Annotated in this window: 16 protein-coding genes; 4 read left to right on the top strand and 12 right to left on the bottom strand. The window is 66.2% G+C overall.

Annotation, left to right across the window (positions count from 1 at the left end; all coding sequences use genetic code 11):
- Positions 1-3 precede the first annotated feature (3 nt).
- Complete coding sequence (locus QFZ42_RS01065) at positions 4-4,101, top strand: translocation/assembly module TamB domain-containing protein (RefSeq protein WP_307699170.1); 4,098 nt, start codon at positions 4-6, stop codon at positions 4,099-4,101.
- Between the two features lie 163 nt (positions 4,102-4,264).
- The gene (locus QFZ42_RS01060) at positions 4,265-4,483 is read left to right on the top strand and encodes a hypothetical protein (RefSeq protein WP_307699169.1); all 219 of its coding nucleotides are present in this window, start codon (positions 4,265-4,267) and stop codon (positions 4,481-4,483) included.
- 3 nt (positions 4,484-4,486) lie between these two features.
- On the opposite strand, the gene QFZ42_RS01055 is transcribed toward QFZ42_RS01060, so the two are convergent.
- Positions 4,487-5,341, bottom strand: a complete 855-nt coding sequence (locus QFZ42_RS01055) for a LysR family transcriptional regulator (protein WP_307699168.1) — start codon at positions 5,339-5,341, stop codon at positions 4,487-4,489.
- A 115-nt stretch (positions 5,342-5,456) separates the two neighbouring features.
- Here QFZ42_RS01055 and QFZ42_RS01050 point away from each other — a divergent pair, with 115 nt between their 5' ends.
- Positions 5,457-5,693: a hypothetical protein gene (locus tag QFZ42_RS01050; protein ID WP_307699167.1), complete on the top strand. Its 237-nt coding sequence runs from the start codon at positions 5,457-5,459 to the stop codon at positions 5,691-5,693.
- Positions 5,694-5,717: 24 nt separating this feature from the next.
- On the opposite strand, the gene oxlT is transcribed toward QFZ42_RS01050, so the two are convergent.
- Positions 5,718-7,001 carry an oxalate/formate MFS antiporter gene (oxlT, locus tag QFZ42_RS01045; RefSeq protein WP_373423375.1) on the bottom strand — a complete coding sequence of 428 codons (1,284 nt, stop codon included), beginning with the start codon at positions 6,999-7,001 and terminating at the stop codon, positions 5,718-5,720.
- 653 nt (positions 7,002-7,654) lie between these two features.
- On the opposite strand from oxlT, the gene QFZ42_RS01040 reads away from it, so the two are divergent.
- Complete coding sequence (locus QFZ42_RS01040) at positions 7,655-7,819, top strand: hypothetical protein (protein WP_307699165.1); 165 nt, start codon at positions 7,655-7,657, stop codon at positions 7,817-7,819.
- A 42-nt stretch (positions 7,820-7,861) separates the two neighbouring features.
- On the opposite strand, the gene QFZ42_RS01035 is transcribed toward QFZ42_RS01040, so the two are convergent.
- From QFZ42_RS01035 to frc (QFZ42_RS00990), 10 genes are all read right to left on the bottom strand, one after another.
- The gene (locus QFZ42_RS01035; RefSeq protein ID WP_307699164.1) at positions 7,862-8,809 is read right to left on the bottom strand and encodes a LysR family transcriptional regulator; all 948 of its coding nucleotides are present in this window, start codon (positions 8,807-8,809) and stop codon (positions 7,862-7,864) included.
- A gap of 71 nt (positions 8,810-8,880) precedes the next feature.
- A complete protein-coding gene (gene pyk, locus QFZ42_RS01030; RefSeq protein WP_307704139.1) occupies positions 8,881-10,296 on the bottom strand; it encodes a pyruvate kinase in 1,416 nt (471 codons plus the stop codon).
- A 65-nt stretch (positions 10,297-10,361) separates the two neighbouring features.
- The gene (locus QFZ42_RS01025) at positions 10,362-11,375 is read right to left on the bottom strand and encodes a 2-dehydropantoate 2-reductase (RefSeq protein ID WP_307699163.1); all 1,014 of its coding nucleotides are present in this window, start codon (positions 11,373-11,375) and stop codon (positions 10,362-10,364) included.
- Between the two features lie 49 nt (positions 11,376-11,424).
- Positions 11,425-12,207 (bottom strand): fumarylacetoacetate hydrolase family protein, encoded by a 783-nt coding sequence (locus tag QFZ42_RS01020; RefSeq protein ID WP_307699162.1) that lies wholly within the window; start codon positions 12,205-12,207, stop codon positions 11,425-11,427.
- 39 nt (positions 12,208-12,246) lie between these two features.
- Positions 12,247-13,146, bottom strand: a complete 900-nt coding sequence (gene sucD, locus QFZ42_RS01015) for a succinate--CoA ligase subunit alpha (RefSeq protein WP_307699161.1) — start codon at positions 13,144-13,146, stop codon at positions 12,247-12,249.
- Between the two features lie 338 nt (positions 13,147-13,484).
- Positions 13,485-14,657 carry an ADP-forming succinate--CoA ligase subunit beta gene (gene sucC / locus QFZ42_RS01010; protein WP_307699160.1) on the bottom strand — a complete coding sequence of 391 codons (1,173 nt, stop codon included), beginning with the start codon at positions 14,655-14,657 and terminating at the stop codon, positions 13,485-13,487.
- A 6-nt stretch (positions 14,658-14,663) separates the two neighbouring features.
- Positions 14,664-15,047 (bottom strand): hypothetical protein, encoded by a 384-nt coding sequence (locus QFZ42_RS01005; RefSeq protein WP_307699159.1) that lies wholly within the window; start codon positions 15,045-15,047, stop codon positions 14,664-14,666.
- A 149-nt stretch (positions 15,048-15,196) separates the two neighbouring features.
- Positions 15,197-16,444, bottom strand: a complete 1,248-nt coding sequence (gene frc / locus QFZ42_RS01000) for a formyl-CoA transferase (RefSeq protein WP_307699158.1) — start codon at positions 16,442-16,444, stop codon at positions 15,197-15,199.
- The gene (locus tag QFZ42_RS00995) at positions 16,444-16,881 is read right to left on the bottom strand and encodes a PAS domain-containing protein (RefSeq protein WP_307699157.1); all 438 of its coding nucleotides are present in this window, start codon (positions 16,879-16,881) and stop codon (positions 16,444-16,446) included. Before QFZ42_RS00995 ends, frc (QFZ42_RS01000) begins: the two co-directional genes overlap by 1 nt.
- A 74-nt stretch (positions 16,882-16,955) precedes the next feature.
- Positions 16,956-18,233: a formyl-CoA transferase gene (gene frc, locus QFZ42_RS00990; protein WP_307699156.1), complete on the bottom strand. Its 1,278-nt coding sequence runs from the start codon at positions 18,231-18,233 to the stop codon at positions 16,956-16,958.
- Positions 18,234-18,260 lie beyond the last annotated feature (27 nt).

Here is an 18,260-nt window from a genome sequence, read left to right as displayed (position 1 = left end):
TCGATGCAGACAGACGCCGAACCCCAGTCCAACGCCGCTCCGCGCGCACGACGCTCGCGCACGCGCCGGGCGCTGCGTGCGCTGGCCTGGACTGCCGCGGGCCTGCTCGCGCTGGTGCTCGTGCTCGGTGCGGGCGCCTGGTGGTGGCTCGGCTCCAACCAGTCGCTGGCGTTCGCGCTTGCCAAGGCCGCGCGCTACCTGCCCGCGGGCCAGACGCTCGAAAGCCGCGAGGTCACGGGATCGCTGCGCACGGGCGGGCGCATCGGCTGGCTGCGCTGGCAAAGCGAAAAACTGGCGGTCGAGGTGCACAGGGCCGAGATCGGCTGGCAGCTGGCGCCGCTGTTCCAGCGCAAGCTGCAACTCGGCGAGGTGCACGCGGCACGGCTGCTCATCGAACGGCGCGGTCCGCCGAGCGACACGCCCACCGAGCCGCTCGAACAGCTCGCGCTGCCCATCGAGGTCGAGCTGCCGTTCCGCATCGACGAGCTGCGCTGGACCGGCCCGCCCGCGCTGCAAGCCAACCAGCTCACCGGCAGCTACCGCTACACCGGCGCCGAGCACCAACTGGAGGTCGAGGGCGTCGACATCGCCGAAGGCCACTACAGCGCACGCGTGAAGCTGCAAGGGCCCGCGCCCATGGCGCTCGATGCCGCGCTGAACGGCCGCGTGAAGGCACCGCTCGCCGAAGGCCGCAGCATCGAGGTGCTGGCTGCAGCGGCCATCAAGGGCAAGCTCGCCGGCACCGAGGCGCGGCTGCAGGTGGCCGCCGAGCTGAAGCCGGCCGAGCCCGCGGCCGAAGACCCGATGGAAGCGAAGCTGCAAGCCAACATCGCGCCCTGGCTGCCGCAGCCGGTGATCGACGCCAACGCCGATCTTCGCAATGTGGATGCCGCCAGCCTGTGGCCCGGCGCACCGCGAACCCAGCTGACCGGCACGGTCGAAGTGCAGCCCGATGCGGCCGCCGGCCCGGCCGCCTGGCAGGCCTCGGCCAGCATCCGCAACGCCGTGCCCGGGCCCTGGGACAAGGGCGCGCTGCCGCTCGAACAGGTCGAGGCGCGCGTGGGCTTCGACGGCACGAACTGGACGATTCCCGAAGCCACGCTGCGCACGGGCGGCGGCCGCATCGAGGCAGAGGGCCGCTGGAGCCCCGCGCCTGCGCCATGGCAGGTGCGGGCCACGGTGCGCGGCGTGCGGGCCGGCCTGCTGCACAGCGAGCTTTCAGGTGCACCCATCAGCGGCACGGCCACGGCGCGGCAGCGCGAGGACGCCATCGGCTTCGAGCTCGCGCTACGGGCCGAAGGCGGTGCCGGTAGCAAGGCCATGCCCGGCTTCGGCCTGGACCGCGTGCTTGCGCAGGGCCAGTGGAAAGACAAGGTGCTGGACCTGCGCACCCTGCGCCTCGAAGCGGAAGGCGCGAAGGTCGAAGGCAAGCTGCAGCTGCGCGTGGCCGAACAGGCTGCGAGCGGCAAGCTCGGCCTGACGCTGCCCGGCGGCAGCGCGCAACTCGAAGGCCACATCGCGCCGGCGCAAGGGGGTGGCGACATCCAGGCGCGCATCGACGATGCCGACGCCGTGCAGCGCTGGATCGAAGGCCTGCCCGAGCTGTCGAGCGTGTTCGCGGGCACCACGGCCAAGGGTTCGGCGCGGCTCGACGCCAGTTGGCAAGGCGGCTGGCAGACCCTCCAGCGCCGACTCGCAAACCCCGGAGCACCGGCCCCGCGCGGCACCACGGAACCCAGCCTCACGGCCACGCTCGGCGTGCCGCACCTCGACCTGCGCATGCCCGCGGCCAACGGCAATGCGGCGGCGACCACGGTTGCGCTGAAGGACTTGCGCGCAGAACTCGCTGGCAGTCTTGCGCAGGCCACGCTCGCGTTGCAGGGCGAAGCCACCACCGGCACGCAAAAGCTCGCCATCGATGCGCGCGCCAGCGGCGGCCTCGCGGGCCCCGGCCAATGGCGCGCGGCGCTTGCCAGCCTGCGCCTGCAGGCCCAGGACAGCGCGCGGCCAGCAACGGCCGGTGCAGCCGCCGCGCCATGGACACTGGAGCTCGGGCGCGAAGTCACCGCCACTATCAAGACCAGCGGCAGCGGCAACACCAGCCGGCTCGATCTCGAAGCCTCGGCCGCCACCGCCACGCTGCGCGGACCGGCGCCCGGCACCGTTCGCATCGAATGGCAGCCGCTGCGTTTCACGCGCAGCGGCGTGGCGCCGAATCAAGCCTTCCGGGTGCAATCGAAGGGCAAGCTGCAGGGCGTTCCGATGGCATGGGCCGAAGCTTTCGGCGCCAGCACCACCTTCAATGAGATCGGCGTGAGCGGCGACCTGATGTTCGACGGCGACTGGGACATCGATGCCGGCGACACGCTGCGCGCCCATGCGCGGCTTGCGCGCCAGAGCGGCGACATCCGCGTGCAGGCCGGCGAAGCGGCCCTCGTCACGCGCATCACGAGCCGCGGCACCGGCACGGCGAGCGAGCGCACGATGAACTCCGCGACCGCGGGCGCGGAGGCGCCCAGCACGCCCGCCGGCTTGCGCCAGGCCGAACTGCGGCTCGATGCACAGGGGGATGCCGTGCGCGCCACACTGGCCTGGGACAGCGAACGCGCCGGCAAGATCAATGCCGAGCTCAACACGCGCATGCAGCAGCGCGCCAATGGCTGGCAATGGGCGGCCGATGCCCCGCTGGCCGGCAACATCAAGGCCACGCTGCCGAACCTCGGGGTCTGGTCGATGCTCGCGCCGCCCGGCTGGCGCGTGGCCGGCACGCTGGACGCGAACGCCGTCCTGGCAGGCAACCGCGCGGCGCCACGCTGGACCGGCAGGCTCGGCGCCGACAAGCTCGCACTGCGCGCGCCGGTCGAAGGGCTGGACCTGCGCGATGGCCGCCTGCGCGCCACGCTCACGGGCGAGCGCGTCGAGATCAATGAATTCACGCTCCAGGGCGGCGCCGGCAGCACAGCGCGCATTGCGGGCCAGAGCGGCAACCGCAGCACCGTGGCGAGCGAAGCCGGCATCGGCGGCGGCTCACTCTCGGCACGCGGCGACATCGGATGGGGTGCGGCCGGTGCATCGGGTGCATCGGGCACAGGCATTCGCATGGCGCTGCAAGCCGACCTGCGCGCACTGCGCGTGCTGGTGCGCACAGATCGCCAGGTCACACTCTCGGGCAATCTTCAGGCGCGGCTCGACAGCGGCCAGTTCAGCGTGCGCGGTAAGCTCAAGACCGACCGTGCCGTGATCATCCTGCCCGACGAGACCGCGCCCAGCCTCGGCTCCGACGTGGTCGTGCGCTCCGCCGCCAAGGACCGCGAGGCGGCCGAGCAGGCCCAGCGCGATGCCGCGCGCAACGAGGCGCAGGCCGCCAAGCCACAGACCGCGAAGCCGCCCGACATCGTCGTGAACTTCAACCTGGGCGATGACTTCGCGGTGCAGGGGCGCGGCATCACCACGCGGCTCGAAGGCGACCTCGAGATTCGAAGCACCCGGCTCAATGCGCCGCCGAGCATCACCGGCGAAGTCAAGACCGTGAAGGGCCAGTACCGCGCCTATGGGCAGCAGCTCGATGTGGAAACCGGGCTCGCGCGCTTCAATGGGCCCTTCGACAATCCCGCACTCGACATCTTGGCCATACGGCCCAACATCTCGCAGCGCGCGGGCGTGCAGATCACGGGCACCGCGCAGTCGCCGCGCGTCAAGCTCTATTCCGAGCCGGCGCTGTCGGATGCGGAAACCCTTTCGTGGGTGGTGCTGGGCCGTGCCTCGGCCACCAGCGGCGGCGAATCGGCGCTGCTGCAGCAAGCGGCGCTCGCGTTGATCGGCCATGTCAGCAAGGGCGCGAGCGGCGGCAGCCTGGCGAGCCGCTTCGGGCTCGACGAGCTCGGCTTCAAAGGCCCCGGCAACGGCGGCGACCTGCGCGAGTCGGCCGTCACGCTCGGCAAGCGGCTGTCGAAGGATTTCTACCTGACCTACGAGCGCAGCGTGGGCGGCACCTTCGGCACGATCTTCATCTTCTACGACCTGACGCAGCGGCTCACGTTGCGCGGACAGGCCGGACAGACCAGCGGCCTCGACCTGATCTACACGATGAAGTACGACTGAGGTTTCCGGGTCTGCCGCCTTGACCGCGGCAATACCCCGGGATAAGAATCATCGGCGCCCTCCAAAACAAGGAACGACGATGCACGATGATGGAGACAAGGGCGGGTGTTCCCGGTTGGACCGTCAGAAGTACGACCCCCCGGGGTACTCGCGAACCACGTTCTTGCGCAACGCATTGCAGTGCGTGATTGCAGCCGTTGCAACCGGCGCCGTGCTGGCGTCGATTCCCTACTGGGGCGGAGACGACTTTCCGCTGATGGGCCTGATCGTCTACGTGGCGGGCATGGTGTTCGTCGCAATGCCGCTGTGCCTTTACTACGAGTCGCTGCTCCAGTCGCACGAAGAACGCGTGGCGCGTGCGAGGCACACGCTGGCAACCTGAAACCTAGTCCGCCGGCTTCGCCTTGACGACCTGCCTCAGGCCCGCGAGCGCGGGGTCCACGATGGCGGCGTCCGCCCCCACCGCGTACACCGCATAGGCCGGGTAGAGAAACTCCGGCGTGCCGGGCACGCGGCGCAGCCGGCCCGATTCGAGGTGGCTGCGGACCACGTCGTGCCGAAAGTAGCCCGTGCCTCCCGCGGCCAACAGGTACTCGCGGCCGAGCGGCCCCAGCCCGGCCATCACCGCGGCATTGGAGAGCTCGGGAAACGCAAGGCCGTGCTGCGCGGCGAACTCCGGCCCCCAGTCGACATACACATAGTCCGCAGGCCGCGGCACGCGCGGGCGCTCTGCGGTGGTGACCATGACGAGCTTCTCTTCGATGAGCAACTCCACCCGCAGCCCCGGCCGTTGCTGCGGCGCGTAGGCGATGGCGATGTCGAGCACGCCCGCGGCTACCTTGTCGAGCAGGTCGTGCGGAAAGCCCACCTCGGTGCGAAGGGCCAGGTGCGGCGCGGCGGTGCGCATCCAGAGCAGCCATTGCAGCAGCAGCGGATCCCACAGGCTGATCTCGCATCCGATGGCGAGCACGGCGCGGCTTCCGTCGGGCACCGCGACCTGGTGGCGCGCGCGCTCCCACACCTGCACCAGCAGGGTCGCATGCGGCAGGAATTGCTCGCCGGCGGCGGTGAGCGCCGCGCCCGCCTTGTTGCGAACGAAGAGCGGCCGGCCCAGCAGCTCTTCGAGCGTGCGCACGCGCGCGCTCACCGAGGTCTGCGTTACGTGCAGCCGCTCTGCGGCACGCTGGAAGCTGCGCGTCTCCACGATCTCGAGAAAAGTCCGGGCCAGGTTGATGTCCATGCCGCATCCCGTTTCAGTGCATTAATTTTGCACTTAACTGGCAATTAATATCGTTTTACTTGATGCGAACACGGGCCGAAGATGAAGACATTCAACAGCAACCAGGAGTCGATCGATGCCTACCCTTCGCCAGCCCTTCCATGCCAGCGCATCCGAAAGCCTTGTCGATGCGCTCAAGGCACTGTTCGACGAGACCCTGATGCTCGCCGAGGCCCTGCTGAGCCCCAACAAGATCATCGGCGAGGTGGAGCAGATGCGTACGCTGCAAGTTGCGGCGGACAACATCGAGGCCGCCGATCCGGCGCAGGCCGAAGCGCTGCGCTCGCGCGCCTCGCGCATCGGTCTGCGCTGAAGCGCGAGAAGCGAGCGGCGCAGCTTACGGCGACAGCCGGCTCTGCTCGATGTGCTTGCGCCGCATCGGCCGCAGAACGAACCACGCCATCAGCGCCGCAGCCGCATTGACCGCGCTGGCGGCAATGAACACGGCCTGCCAGCTGCCCGTGGCGGCGGCGAGCACGCTGGAGAGCGGCACCAGCAGCGAGGCCGTGCCCTTGGCGGTGTACAGCATGCCGGCGTTCGAGGCCGCGTACCTGGAGCCGAAGGTGTCGGCGCAGGTCGATGGAAAAAGACTGTAGATCTCGCCCCAGGCAAAGAACACGATGCCCGTGAGCACGACGAAGAGAATCGGGTTGTGGCCGTAGTGATAGAGCATCAGGATGCCCACCGATTCGAGCGCGAAGGCGATGAACATCGTCTGCTCGCGCCCGATCTTGTCGGACACCCAGCCGAAGAAGGGCCGCGTGAGCCCGTTGAGCACGCGGTCGATCGCGAGTGCGAAGGTCAGCGCCGGCAGCACCAGGCCCATGATGTTGACCGGCACGTCCATGATCTTGAAGTCTTGCGCAATCGGCGCGAGCTGGGCCGTGGCCATCAGCCCGCCCGCAGCCACCATCACGAACATCGCATACATCACCCAGAAAACCGGCGAGCGCAGCACTTCGGAGGGTGCGTAGTCGCGCTGCGATTGCTGCACGTTGCGGCTGTTCGAGGCCTTGGAGTGGCTCGGCGCGCGGGTCAGCATCCATGCGAGCAGGAACACGATGAGTCCCTGCCCGATGCCAAAATACAGAAATGCCGATTCATAGCCGCTCGACTTGATCATCGCGGAGATCGGAATGATCGTGAGGGCCGAGCCGGCGCCAAAGCCTGCGGCGGTCATGCCCGCGGCAAGCCCGCGGCGATCGGGAAACCACTTGAGCGCGTTGCCCACGCAAGTGCCGTAGACCGCACCTGCACCGATGCCGCCGATGGCCGCTGCGATGTACAGCAACGGCAGCGTGTCGGCCACCGAGTTGAGCACCCAGCCGAGGCCGCACAGCACGCCGCCCACCAGCACCACGGGACGCGGACCGAAGCGGTCGACCAGGTAGCCTTCGATGGGCACCAGCCAGGTTTCGGTGAGCACGAAGATCGTGAAGGCCACCTGGATCGCGGCGCGGCTCCAGCCGTGCTTCTCGGCAATCGGATTGACGAAGAGCGTCCATCCGTACTGCAGGTTGGCGATCATCGCCATGCACACGATGCCGATCAGCAACTGGCCCCATCGATAGGCCTCGGATCGGGTCGCGCTGGCGCCATAGGTTTCGGACGGGGGGTACATCGCGGGGTTGGAACCTGCGATCGTGGAGGTGGGCCGAGTCATGGAGTTTGTCCTAAGTGTTTTCGTTGAATCCGACAGGCTGCGAACAGGGAGCAATCAGTCGAGCAATCGATGCGTATCGACAGTCGACGAGGCTTCTTTGACATCGCTGAAACGGCGTTGGGAGCACCAGTTTCCGCGCGTGAATGACTGTCGGACCGAGCGGCTCAAAAACTCTTGACCTCCGTCAAGTTCACGCGAATCGCGCTCACGCCGAAGCCCCGTGGTATCCCTCGCACCAAGCCTCGATGCGCGCGCACTTGCGTGAATGGATACCGCTCGAAACACGCGGCAATGCATGCACACCTTGCGCTGCATGCGATGTGCATTGCGCAAATGCGAAGACACGGTATTGCAAAGAAGAAATTCGGCGCTCTTCGCGCGAACTTTCGATGGTCCGTGCGACGGCCTTCGTGAGGTGCGATGCGCGTTGCGCGCTCGCTCGAACTCCTCCCGAAGGGCTCCAGCAGCCGGCGGATGCCAGAACCCGTCTGCGGCGGAAAAAATTGACCTAGGTCAAGAAACGCAAAAATGGCGTTTGCGCCCGTCTAGGGTAAACCCTAAAATCGAGGGTAATCCCTTCAGTCTTTTCGATTCAACCTTTGGAGCCGCCAATGAGCCACGCCACCTTGAATTCCAGCGCCCTGCGTACCCCTTCCTCGTCGTCGACCGCCAACAACGCAATGCGCGAGCTGTTCTCCGCCATGCCCATCGTGATTTTCTACAAGGCCGCACGCGCCGCGCTGATGCAACGCCGTTCGGCGGCCGTGCAGCGTTGAGTCGCCACGCCGGATTCACTCTCCACGAAGAGCGCGCGCGAGCTACTCGCCGCGCTCTTTTTCATTGGAATTGCCGAAGGGCACGATCTGCGAGATGAGCCCCGCCCCGTCGGCGAGCAGAAAGTCCTTGAAGGCCTGCGCCACCGGCGGCAGGCGCTTGCTGCGCCGATGCACCACGTACCAGTGGAGCATCAGCGGAAAGCCCTGCACATCGAGCACGCGCAGGCTGCCGGCGCGCAGCTCCTGGCTGATGGTGTGGGCCGACACGAAGCTCACGCCCATGCCCGCGATGACTGCCTGCTTGATGGTTTCGGTGCTGCGGATTTCCATCGCGATGTTGATGCCGCGGAGGTCGCCGCCGAAGCCCTCTTCCATCGAATGCCAGGTGTCCGAGGCTTTCTCGCGCACCACGAAAGGCTCGCGCATCAGCCGGGCCAAGGGGATTTTCGGCGCGCCCACCAGCGGATGGTTGGGCGCCGCGACGATCACATAAGGGTGCGGCGCAAAGGGCTGGTTGACGGTGTCCAGGTCGGTCGGCGGCCGCACCATGATCGCGAGATCGGTGAGGTTCTCCGCGATGTGGGTCATGAGCCCTTCGCGGTTGTGCACGGTGAAGTTCAGCGTCACGCCGCGATGCCGGCTCGCGAACTCCACCAGGAGGCGCGGAAAGAAGTAGTCGCCCGCGCTGATCACGCCCACGTTGAGCTTGCCGCCCGAGACGCCGTTGAACTGCAGCATTGCGTTCTCGGCCGCCTCGAACTGCTGGATGATCGCGCGGCTGATCTGCAGCAGCTCGGTACCGGCCGGTGTCAGGTAGATCTTCTTGCCGAACTGCTCGAACAGCGCGTTGCCCGCGTGCTCTTCGAGCTTGCGCACCTGCGTGGAAACAGCCGGCTGCGTCAGGTGAAGCTCTTCCGCCGCGCGCGAGAAGCTCAGCAAGCGCGCCACCGCTTCGAAGACTTTCAACTGGCGCAGGGTCGCGTGCTTCATTCGGAAAAGGATTGCTGCTGCTGCGAGCGGGGAGGCATCTTGCGGCGCGCCGAGCCTCTCTCGAAAAGGGCCTAGGGTATGCGCGCGACGTGCAGCAGGTTGGTCGTTCCCGAAAGCCCGAAAGGAAGGCCCGCCACCACCACCACGTCGCTGCCGGTGCTCGCGAAGCCTTCGGTGCATGCGACACGGCAGGCGCACTCGATCATCTCGGCCACGTCGTGCACGTCGTCGACCAGCACCGCATGCACGCCCCACACCATCGCCATGCGGCGCGCGGTGGCGATGTCGGGTGTCAGCCCCAGGATGGAAACCGCGGGCCGCTCCCGCGCGGCGCGCAGGCTCGTGAAGCCCGAGGAGGTGTAGGTGACGGTGGCGGCGGGCGCCAGCAGCGCAGCCACCTGCCGCATCGAAGCGCAGACCGCGTCGGCCGTGGTCGACAAGGACGCTTCGTGCGTGGCGTCGATGCCGATGCGGTAGGACGCATCGGATTCCACGCGCGAGATGATCCGCTCCATCATGGAAACGGCCTCCAGCGGATACTTTCCGGAGGCCGATTCGGCCGACAGCATGACCGCATCCACGCCGTCGTAGATGGCGGTGGCAACGTCGGACACCTCGGCGCGCGTGGGCACCGGTGCGGCAATCATCGATTCGAGCATTTGCGTGGCCACGACCACCGGCTTGCCGCGCTTGCGGCAGGCACGCACGATCAGGCGCTGCAATTCGGGCACGCGCTCGGGCGGCAGCTCCACGCCGAGGTCGCCGCGCGCAACCATGACGCCGTCGCACAAATCGACGATGGCATCCAGGTGGTCGATGGCCGCGGGCTTCTCGAGCTTGGCCATGATCCACGCGCGGGTGCCGATGATGGCGCGCGCCTCTTCGATGTCCTCGGGGCGCTGCACGAAGGAAAGCGCGACCCAGTCCACGCCCATCGCCAGGCCGCAGGCCAGGTCGTCGAGGTCTTTCGGCGTGAGCGGCGAAATCGGCAGCACCACGCTCGGCACATTCACGCCCTTGCGGTCGGAGATGGGCCCGCCGACGAGCACCGTAGTTTCTGCGAAGTCGGCGCCGTAACTGTCGACGCGCAGCCGCAGCTTGCCGTCGTCGAGCAGCAGATCGGTGCCCACCTGCAGCGCCGCGAAGATTTCCGGATGCAACAGCGGTGCGCGGCGTGCATTGCCGCTCGTGGCGTCCATGTCGAGGCGAAAGCGCGACCCCGCATCGAGCTGCGCGCGGCCGCCTTCGAAAGTACCGAGCCGCAGCTTCGGCCCCTGCAGGTCGAGCAGTACGCCGATGGGCCGGCCGAACTCTTTCTCGAGCCGCCGGATGGTGTCGAGGCGGCGCGCGTGGTCGTGCTGCGTGCCGTGACTGAAGTTGAGCCGGAACACATCCACGCCGCGCTCGAACAGGGCACGGATGGCCGGTTCGTCGGTGGTGGCAGGGCCCAGTGTGGCCACGATCTTCGCGCTGCGTGTACGTCGCATCATCCGTTCCATTTCATTGATCACAGCGCACACGGGCTGCGCAAAATCGCCCAGCCCCAGTGGCGCTAGTCCGCCATTTCGTGAAGGCAAACCCGGCCGCGCTGTTCTTCCATCGTACGCGCCAGCAGCTTGACGAGGGAATACACGGTGTCGATGTGCGGCGTCGGGGTGTCGGTGAGCCGGGCCAGTTCGACCACGGCGCCCACCAGCGCATCGATCTCCGGCGCGCGCCCGGCTTCCACGTCCTGCAGCATCGAGGTCTTGTGCTTGCCGACTTTTTCAGCGCCGGCAATGCGCTTGTCGAGCGTCACGCGGAACTCGATGCCCAGCTTGTGGGCCACGGCCTGCGCCTCTTCCATCATCGACGCGGCCAGCGCGCGCGAAGGCGGGTACTGGCAGATGTCGACGAGTGTCGAATGCGACAGGCTGCTGATCGGGTTGAAGGTCAGGTTGCCCCAGAGCTTGAGCCAGATTTCGGCGCGGATGTTGTCGAGCACCGGCGCCTTGAAGCCGGCCGCAGTGAAGCAGGCCGAGACGCGGTTCACGCGCTCGCTCGAAGAGCCGTCGAGTTCGCCGACCGGAAAACGGTCGCCCTCGATGTGCTTCACCACGCCCGGCGCGATGAGCTCGGACGCCGGGTACACCACGCAGCCGATGACGCGCTCGGCCGGAATCTTCGCGGCCACCAGGCCGGTGGGATCGACGCTGCGCACCGGCGTGCCCGCGAGCGCGCCGCCGTGGCCGTGGAAGTACCAGAACGGGATGCCGTTCTGCATCGTGACCACGACGGTCTCGGGCCCGAACAGCTTGGGAACGTCGTTCGCCACGGCCTCGACCTGGTGCGCCTTCATCGCCAGCACCACGATGTCCTGCGGCCCCGCCTGGTCGTAGCGGTCGGTCGCTTTGGCGTTGAGCGCCACCTGCTCGGTGCCGTCGGCTCCGATGAGCTTGAAGCCGTTGGTGGCAATGGCGTCGAGGTTCTTTCCGCGCACGATGAACGTCACGTCCTCGCCGGCCAGGGCGAGCTTTGCGCCCACCAGGCCGCCGATGGCGCCCGCTCCGATGACTGCTATCTTCATGTCGATCCCCAAGTTGTTGATTCTTTGCGCGCGCGCGGGCAGACAGGCCTCAGCCGAAGCGGTTGCCGAGCCTGCCGATGCCGCCGATCTCGACCTCGACCAGGCTGCCAGGCTTCATCGAGCCGACGCCGATGGACGTGCCGCACAGGATCACGTCGCCGGGATGCAGCGTCATGTCGAGGGAGATCAGGCTTACGAGTTGCTGGACCGAAAAGCGCATGTCGCTGATCGGATAGTTCTGCCGCACCTCGCCGTCGAGCAGCGTGGTCACGGTCAGCGTGGCGGGGTCGAGGCCGGTGGCCACCACTGGGCCCATCGGGCAGAAGGTGTCGAAGCCCTTGGCGCGCACCCACTGGGCGAACGACGCATCGCGGTTCAATATGTCGGCGACCGTCACGTCGTTGGCGCAGGTGTAGCCGAACACGTGGCCGAGCGCCTCCGCCTCGGGCACCGCGGTGCAGGTCTTGCCGATGACGATGCCGAGCTCACCCTCGAACACCACCTTTCCGTCGCACAGCGGCTTGCGGATGCCCGCGCCGGGCGCAAGGTAGGAGTTGGGCGCCTTCAGCAGGTAGAGCGGCTCCGCGGGCACCGGCAGCTTGAGCTTTTCGCCGAGCGCATGGAAGTTGTTCCACAGCGCAATGACCTTGGTCGGCTCGGTGGGCGTGAGGAGCCGCACGCCCGAGAGCAGGAACACGCGGCCTGTCGGCTCCGGGCGTTCGAACATGTTGCCGCGGTGCTCGTGCACGGCATCGCCTTCGAGCGTGCCGAAGGCCGTTTCGCCGCCGTGTTCGAAACGGACCCACCGTTGTTGCTGCTGCTGTTGTTGCATGTCGCGTTCCTTGATTTCTGTTGGAGTGTTTTTTGGAGCTCAGTCGAAGGGCAGGTAGTCCGGGACGACGAGCGACGCAAGCAGCTTTCCCATCTCGGCGGGGTTGTCGGTCACGTGAATGCCGCACTCCTTCATCACCGCCAGTTTTCCCTGTGCGGTTCCGTTGCCCCCGGAGACGATGGCACCCGCATGGCCCATGCGCTTGCCCGGCGGTGCGCTGGCACCGGCAATGAAGCCGACCACGGGCTTCTGCATGTGGTCCCGGATCCAGCGCGCGCAAATCTCTTCGTCGTTGCCGCCGATTTCGCCGACCATGATCACGGCGTCGGTGCGCGGATCGTCGTTGAACATCTTCAGCACGTCGATGTGCCGCAACCCGCCGACCGGATCGCCGCCGATGCCCACGACGGTCGACTGCCCGATGCCGAAGCTCGCAAGCTGGCTCGCGGCCTCGTAGGTGAGCGTGCCGGAGCGCGAGACCACGCCGATGCGGCCTTTCTGGTGGATGTGGCCGGGCATGATGCCGATCTTGATTTCGTCAGGCGTGATGAGGCCCGGGCAGTTGGGACCGAGCAGCAGCGTCTTGCTGCCTTCCATGCGATGGCGGGTGCGGATCATGTCGCGCACGGGGATGCCTTCGGTGATGCACACGACCAGGTCGAGCCCCGCATCGACGGCCTCGTCGATGGCGGCAGCTGCGAACGGCGGCGGCACGTAGATGACCGACACGGTGGCGCCGGTCTCTGCCTTGGCTTCCTTCACCGTGCCGAACACTGGAATGCCGTCGAAGGACTTGCCCGCCTTGTTGGGGTTCACACCGGCGACAAAGCATTTCTGGCCGTTGCCGTAGTCGCGGCACATGGCGGTGTGGAACTGCCCGGTTTTTCCGGTGATGCCTTGGGTGATGACGCGGGTGTGCTTGTTGACCAAAATCGACATGTCAGCTCTCCGGGTCTTGTTCTTGGCGCGGCTTTTCTTGGCGCTGCTGTTCAGGGCTTGTGCAAAGGCCACCGGGTACTCCCCTCCGCGAATGTCCCCCGGGCTTCGCCCTCCTCCTTGATTTCGCTGCGGGGAGCACCCGATGCCCTGTGCACACCGGGCGCTGCGCTTGTTCCGTGCGATCAACGACCGCTCTGTACAACGGTCCCGCTGATGGGGTGCCTTGCGCAGCGAAATAAAGGAGGAGGCCGCAGGCCGGGGGACATTCGCGGAGCAAGGTACCCCATCAGCGGGAGCGCACCCTGAACGCACAACGCGACGAATCGAAGAGCAAGTTTTCATCGAGCCCCCCGTCGAGCCGCAGCCACGACCGTCTGGGCCGCGTCGGCCATGTCGCTGGCGGTGATGACCTTCAGGCCCGACTGCCCGAGGATGGTCTTGCCCAGGCTCTCGTTGGTGCCCTTCATGCGCACCACGACCGGCACTGACAGCTCGACCTCGCGCGCCGCGGCGATGATGCCCCGCGCGATCACGTCGCACTTCATGATGCCGCCGAAGATGTTGACCAGGATGGCGCGCAGATTCGGGTTGCGCAGCATCAGCTTGAAAGCCTCGGTCACCTTCTCCGCCGTGGCGCCACCGCCGACGTCGAGGAAGTTGGCGGGCGACCCGCCGTACAGCTTGATCGCGTCCATCGTGGCCATCGCCAGCCCGGCGCCGTTCACCAGGCAGCCGATGTCGCCACCGAGCGCAATGTAGGAGAGATCGAACTTCGAGGCCTCGATCTCGGCCGGGTCTTCCTCGTCGAGATCGCGCATTGCCACGATCTCGGGCTGGCGGAAGAGCGCGTTCGGATCGAAGTTGAACTTGGCGTCCAGCGCCATGACACGGCCGTCGCGCGTCAGCGCCAGCGGATTGATCTCGGCCAGCGAAGCGTCGCAGGCGTCAAAGGCCTGATACAGGTTCTGCACCAGCGTGCGCACCTGCAAGAGCGACTTGCCCGAAAATCCGATGTCGCGCGCAATGCCGTCTGCCTCCGCCGCCTTCACGCCGGTGGCCGGATCGATAAAGAGCTTGCGGATTTTTTCGGGCGTGCGCGCGGCAACGTCCTCGATGTCGATGCCGCCTTCGCTCGAGGCCATCAGGGCCACGCGCCGCGAATCGCGGTCGATCGACATGCCGAGGTAGAACTCTTTTTCGATCTCCACGCTTTCCTCGACCAGCAGCCGCTTCACCAGGCGGCCGTCGGGGCCGGTCTGGTGGGTTCGAAGGGTCATGCCCAACAGTTCGCCGGCATGGCGCCGCACTTCGGCCCCCGACCATGCGAGCCGCACACCGCTGCCCTTGCCGCGGCCGCCGGCGTGGATCTGCGCCTTGACCACCCATGCCCGGCCGCCGAGCCGCGCGGCGGCATCGGCCGCTTCGTCGGGCGAAAAGCACGCATATCCACGAGGCGTGGGCACGCCGTATTTGCGCAATACGTCCTTGCCCTGGTATTCGTGGATATTCATGGCAATTCAGGCGCCGAGTTCCGCGCCGCGGCTTTCGGCCCAATTGAAATAGCGCTTCTTCATGGTCCCGTTGCCCAATTCGCGTTTTTGGTGCTCTTCCTTCTTCTGCTCGATCACCTCGGCCAGGGATTTGGCGTCGTAGGCACGCAGAAGATGCGGCTGGTGGTTACTGAGGTAGTGGCAGACACGCTCGATACCGTCCTGGCTCTGGCGAAGCAGCTGGCAATAGATTTCACGGTCCCAGTGCCAGCGAAAGCCCAGTTCGTAGAACGCCGCGTTGTACGCATTGCGCTCGGTTTCGCTGCTCCAGTATTGAATCGGCAATTCATCGATCATGAAATTTCTCCTAGAAATTGAACGCCGTTCGGCAAATTGTTTGCGGGTCGGCATGATCAAAATGTAGATCCTATGATCGATAAATAATAGTTAAACTATTTTATTGAATGCATTCACGATAAGTTATACATAAATGGCCGTGAATTACCGCTGCGGATGCATTCACCACCCGCGGTTCCTTGAGCCCTCAATGGCGCTTCAGCTCAGATCACGCCTTCGGCGCGCAGCGATTCCACGTCGCCAGCGGTGTAGCCCAACTGCATCAGCACTTCTTCGGTGTGCTCGCCGAGCAGCGGCGAGCGCGTGACCTCGGTCGGGCTGTCGGACATCTTGATCGGGTTGCCCACCGTCAGGTATTTGCCCCGCGTCGGGTGGTCGACTTCGACGATGGTGCCGGTCTCTCGCAGCGACTCGTCGGCGGCGATTTCCTTCATCGAAAGAATCGGCCCGCACGGAATGTCGTACTGGTTGAGGATGTCCATGGCTTCGAACTTGGTCTTGGTCATGGTCCATTGCTCGATGCGCGCGAAGATCGGCTTCAGGTGCAAGAGGCGCGCCGCCGGCGTGGCGTAGGCCTCGTCGGTGATCCAGCCTTCTTCGCCGATGACCTTGCACACCGCCGGCCACACCGCCCCCTGCGTGATGAAGTAGATGTAGGCGTTGGGGTCGGTCTCCCAGCCCTTGCACTTGAGAATGGAGCCCGGCTGGCCGCCGCCCGAGGCATTGCCCGCGCGCGGCACCGCGTCGCCGAACTTGCCGTCGGGGTACTGCGGGTATTCGTGCATGGTGCCGGTGCGCTCGAGCCGCTGCTGATCGCGCATCTTCACGCGGCACAGGTTCAGCACCGCGTCCTGCATGGGCGCGAGCACCTGCTGGCCGCGGCCCGTGCTGTTGCGCTGGTAGAGCGCCGCCACGATGCCCAGCGCCAAGTGAAGGCCGGTGCCGCTGTCGCCGATCTGCGCGCCCGTGACGACCGGCGGGCCGTCCTCGAAGCCGGTGGTCGAGGCCGCGCCGCCCGCGCACTGCGCCACGTTCTCGTACACCTTGCAATGCTCGTACTTGCCGGGACCGAAGCCCTTGACCGACGCCACGATCATGCGCGGATTGAGCTCCTGGATATGGGCCCAGGTAATGCCCATGCGGTCGAGCGCGCCGGGCGCGAAGTTCTCGACCAGCACGTCGCAGGTCTTGATCAGCGTGTCGAGCACCTTCTTGCCCTTGGGCTTCTTGGTGTCGAGCGTGATCGAGCGCTTGTTGTGGTTCAGCATCGTGAAGTAGAGGCTGTCCACACCGGGAATGTCGCGCAGCTGGCCGCGCGTGGCGTCGCCCTCTCCGGCGCGCTCCACCTTGATCACGTCGGCGCCGAACCACGCCAGCAGCTGGGTGCAGGTGGGGCCGGACTGAACATGGGTGAAATCGAGAATGCGAACACCCGCTAGTGCCTTGCTCATCAGCTGTCTCCTTTGATCGTGGCCTCTGCTTCTTGCAGACGAGCGCGCAATTTACGCTCTTCGGCGAAACGGGCGGTTTCGTCTCGCACGATGGCGACGATGCCCGTGACTTCACGACTCTCGGAGAACAGCATCGACACCGTGAAGGCGATCGACAGCGTGTGTCCGTCCTTGTGCAGCGCCGGTACGCGCAGCAGATCGGCACCGTACTTGGTGATGCCGGTTTCCATGGTCTTTTGGTAGCCGTCCCAGTGGCGCTGGCGCTGCCGCTGGGGAATGATCATGTCGAGCGACTGGCCCAGCGCCTCGGCTTCGGTGAAGCCGAAGATGCGCTCGGCGGCGCGGTTCCAGAACGTGATCGCCCCTTTCGCGTCGCACACCATGATCGCGTCGCCGGCGCCTTCGACGAGCTGCTTGAAATCAACGTTCGCTTGCATGTTTACCTCTGGCGCTTCATGTCGATTTCCCGGCTTCGCCCGCCTTTTTCAAGCGGGCAAAGCCGGGGGAGCCGCTACACGGCTTTTGCTTCCTTGAGATTGTCGATCTCTTGCTTGCTGTAGCCCAGTTCCGCCAGCACCTCGTCGGTGTGCTCGCCCAGCAGCGGCGAAGCGGTGACCTCGGGCTTGAGGTCAGAGAACTTGATCGGGCTGCCGATGGTCCAGTAGCTGCCGCGCTCCTTGTGCGGGACTTCGACGATGGAGCCGCTCTTGCGCAGCGACTCGTCGTGCAGCAGTTCCTTCATCGACAGCACCGGGGCGCAGGGAATGTCATGCTTGCGGAAGATGTCCACGGCCTCGAACTTGGTCTTGTCCTTGATGAAGTCCTCGATGGTCGCGAAGATCTGGTCGATGTGCGGCTGGCGGGCCTTCGGGGTCATGTAGTCGGGATCGGTCTTCCACTCGGGCTTGCCGAGCGCGTCGCAGATCGGGTCCCAGGCATGGCCCTGCACGGTGAAGTAGATGTAGGCATTGGGGTCGGTCTGCCAGCCCTTGCACTTCAGGATCCAGCCCGGCTGGCCGCCGCCGCCGGCATTGCCGCCGCGCGGCACCACCTTGTCCTTGAAGGCGTCCATGTCGTGCGGATACTGCGGGTATTCCTCCAAGTAGCCGACGTTGTCCAGGCGCTGCTGGTCGCGCATCTTCACGCGGCACAGGTTGAGGACGGCGTCCTGCATCGAGCAGGCCACCTTCTGGCCCTTGCCGGTCTGCTGGCGGCCGATGATGGCCGTGAGAATGCCGATCGCCAGGTGCATGCCGGTGTTGGAGTCGCCCAGCGCGGCCGCCGAGATTGTCGGAACCGAGTTTTCACCCTTCCACCAGCCGGTGGTGGAAGCAGCGCCGCCGGCGCACTGCGCCACGTTCTCGTACACCTTCAGGTCTTCGTAGTGATGGCCGTCGCTGAAGCCCTTGACCGAGGCGACGATCATCTTGGGGTTCAGTTCCTGGATGCGTGCCCAGGTAAAGCCCATGCGGTCGAGTGCGCCGGGGCCGAAGTTTTCCACCAGCACGTCGGATTCGCGGATCAGCTTTTCCAGCACCGCCTTGCCCTCGGGCTTCTTGGTGTCCAGCGTGATCGAGCGCTTGTTGCTGTTGAGCATGGTGAAGTACAGCGCGTCGACGTTCGGAATGTCGCGCAGTTGGCTGCGCGTGACGTCGCCGGCACCCGGACGCTCGACCTTGATGACGTCGGCGCCGAACCAGGCCAGCATCTGCGTGCAGGCCGGACCGGCTTGCACGTGCGTGAAGTCGATGATCTTGATGCCGTTGAGGGGTTTGTTGTTGCTGCTCATGCTGCGTTCTCCTGATTGAATGGACAG

It is taken from the genome of Variovorax paradoxus, assembly GCF_030815855.1.
Classification (GTDB): Bacteria; Pseudomonadota; Gammaproteobacteria; order Burkholderiales; family Burkholderiaceae_C; genus Variovorax; species Variovorax paradoxus_M.
This window is presented reverse-complemented; position numbering and strand designations above follow the sequence as displayed.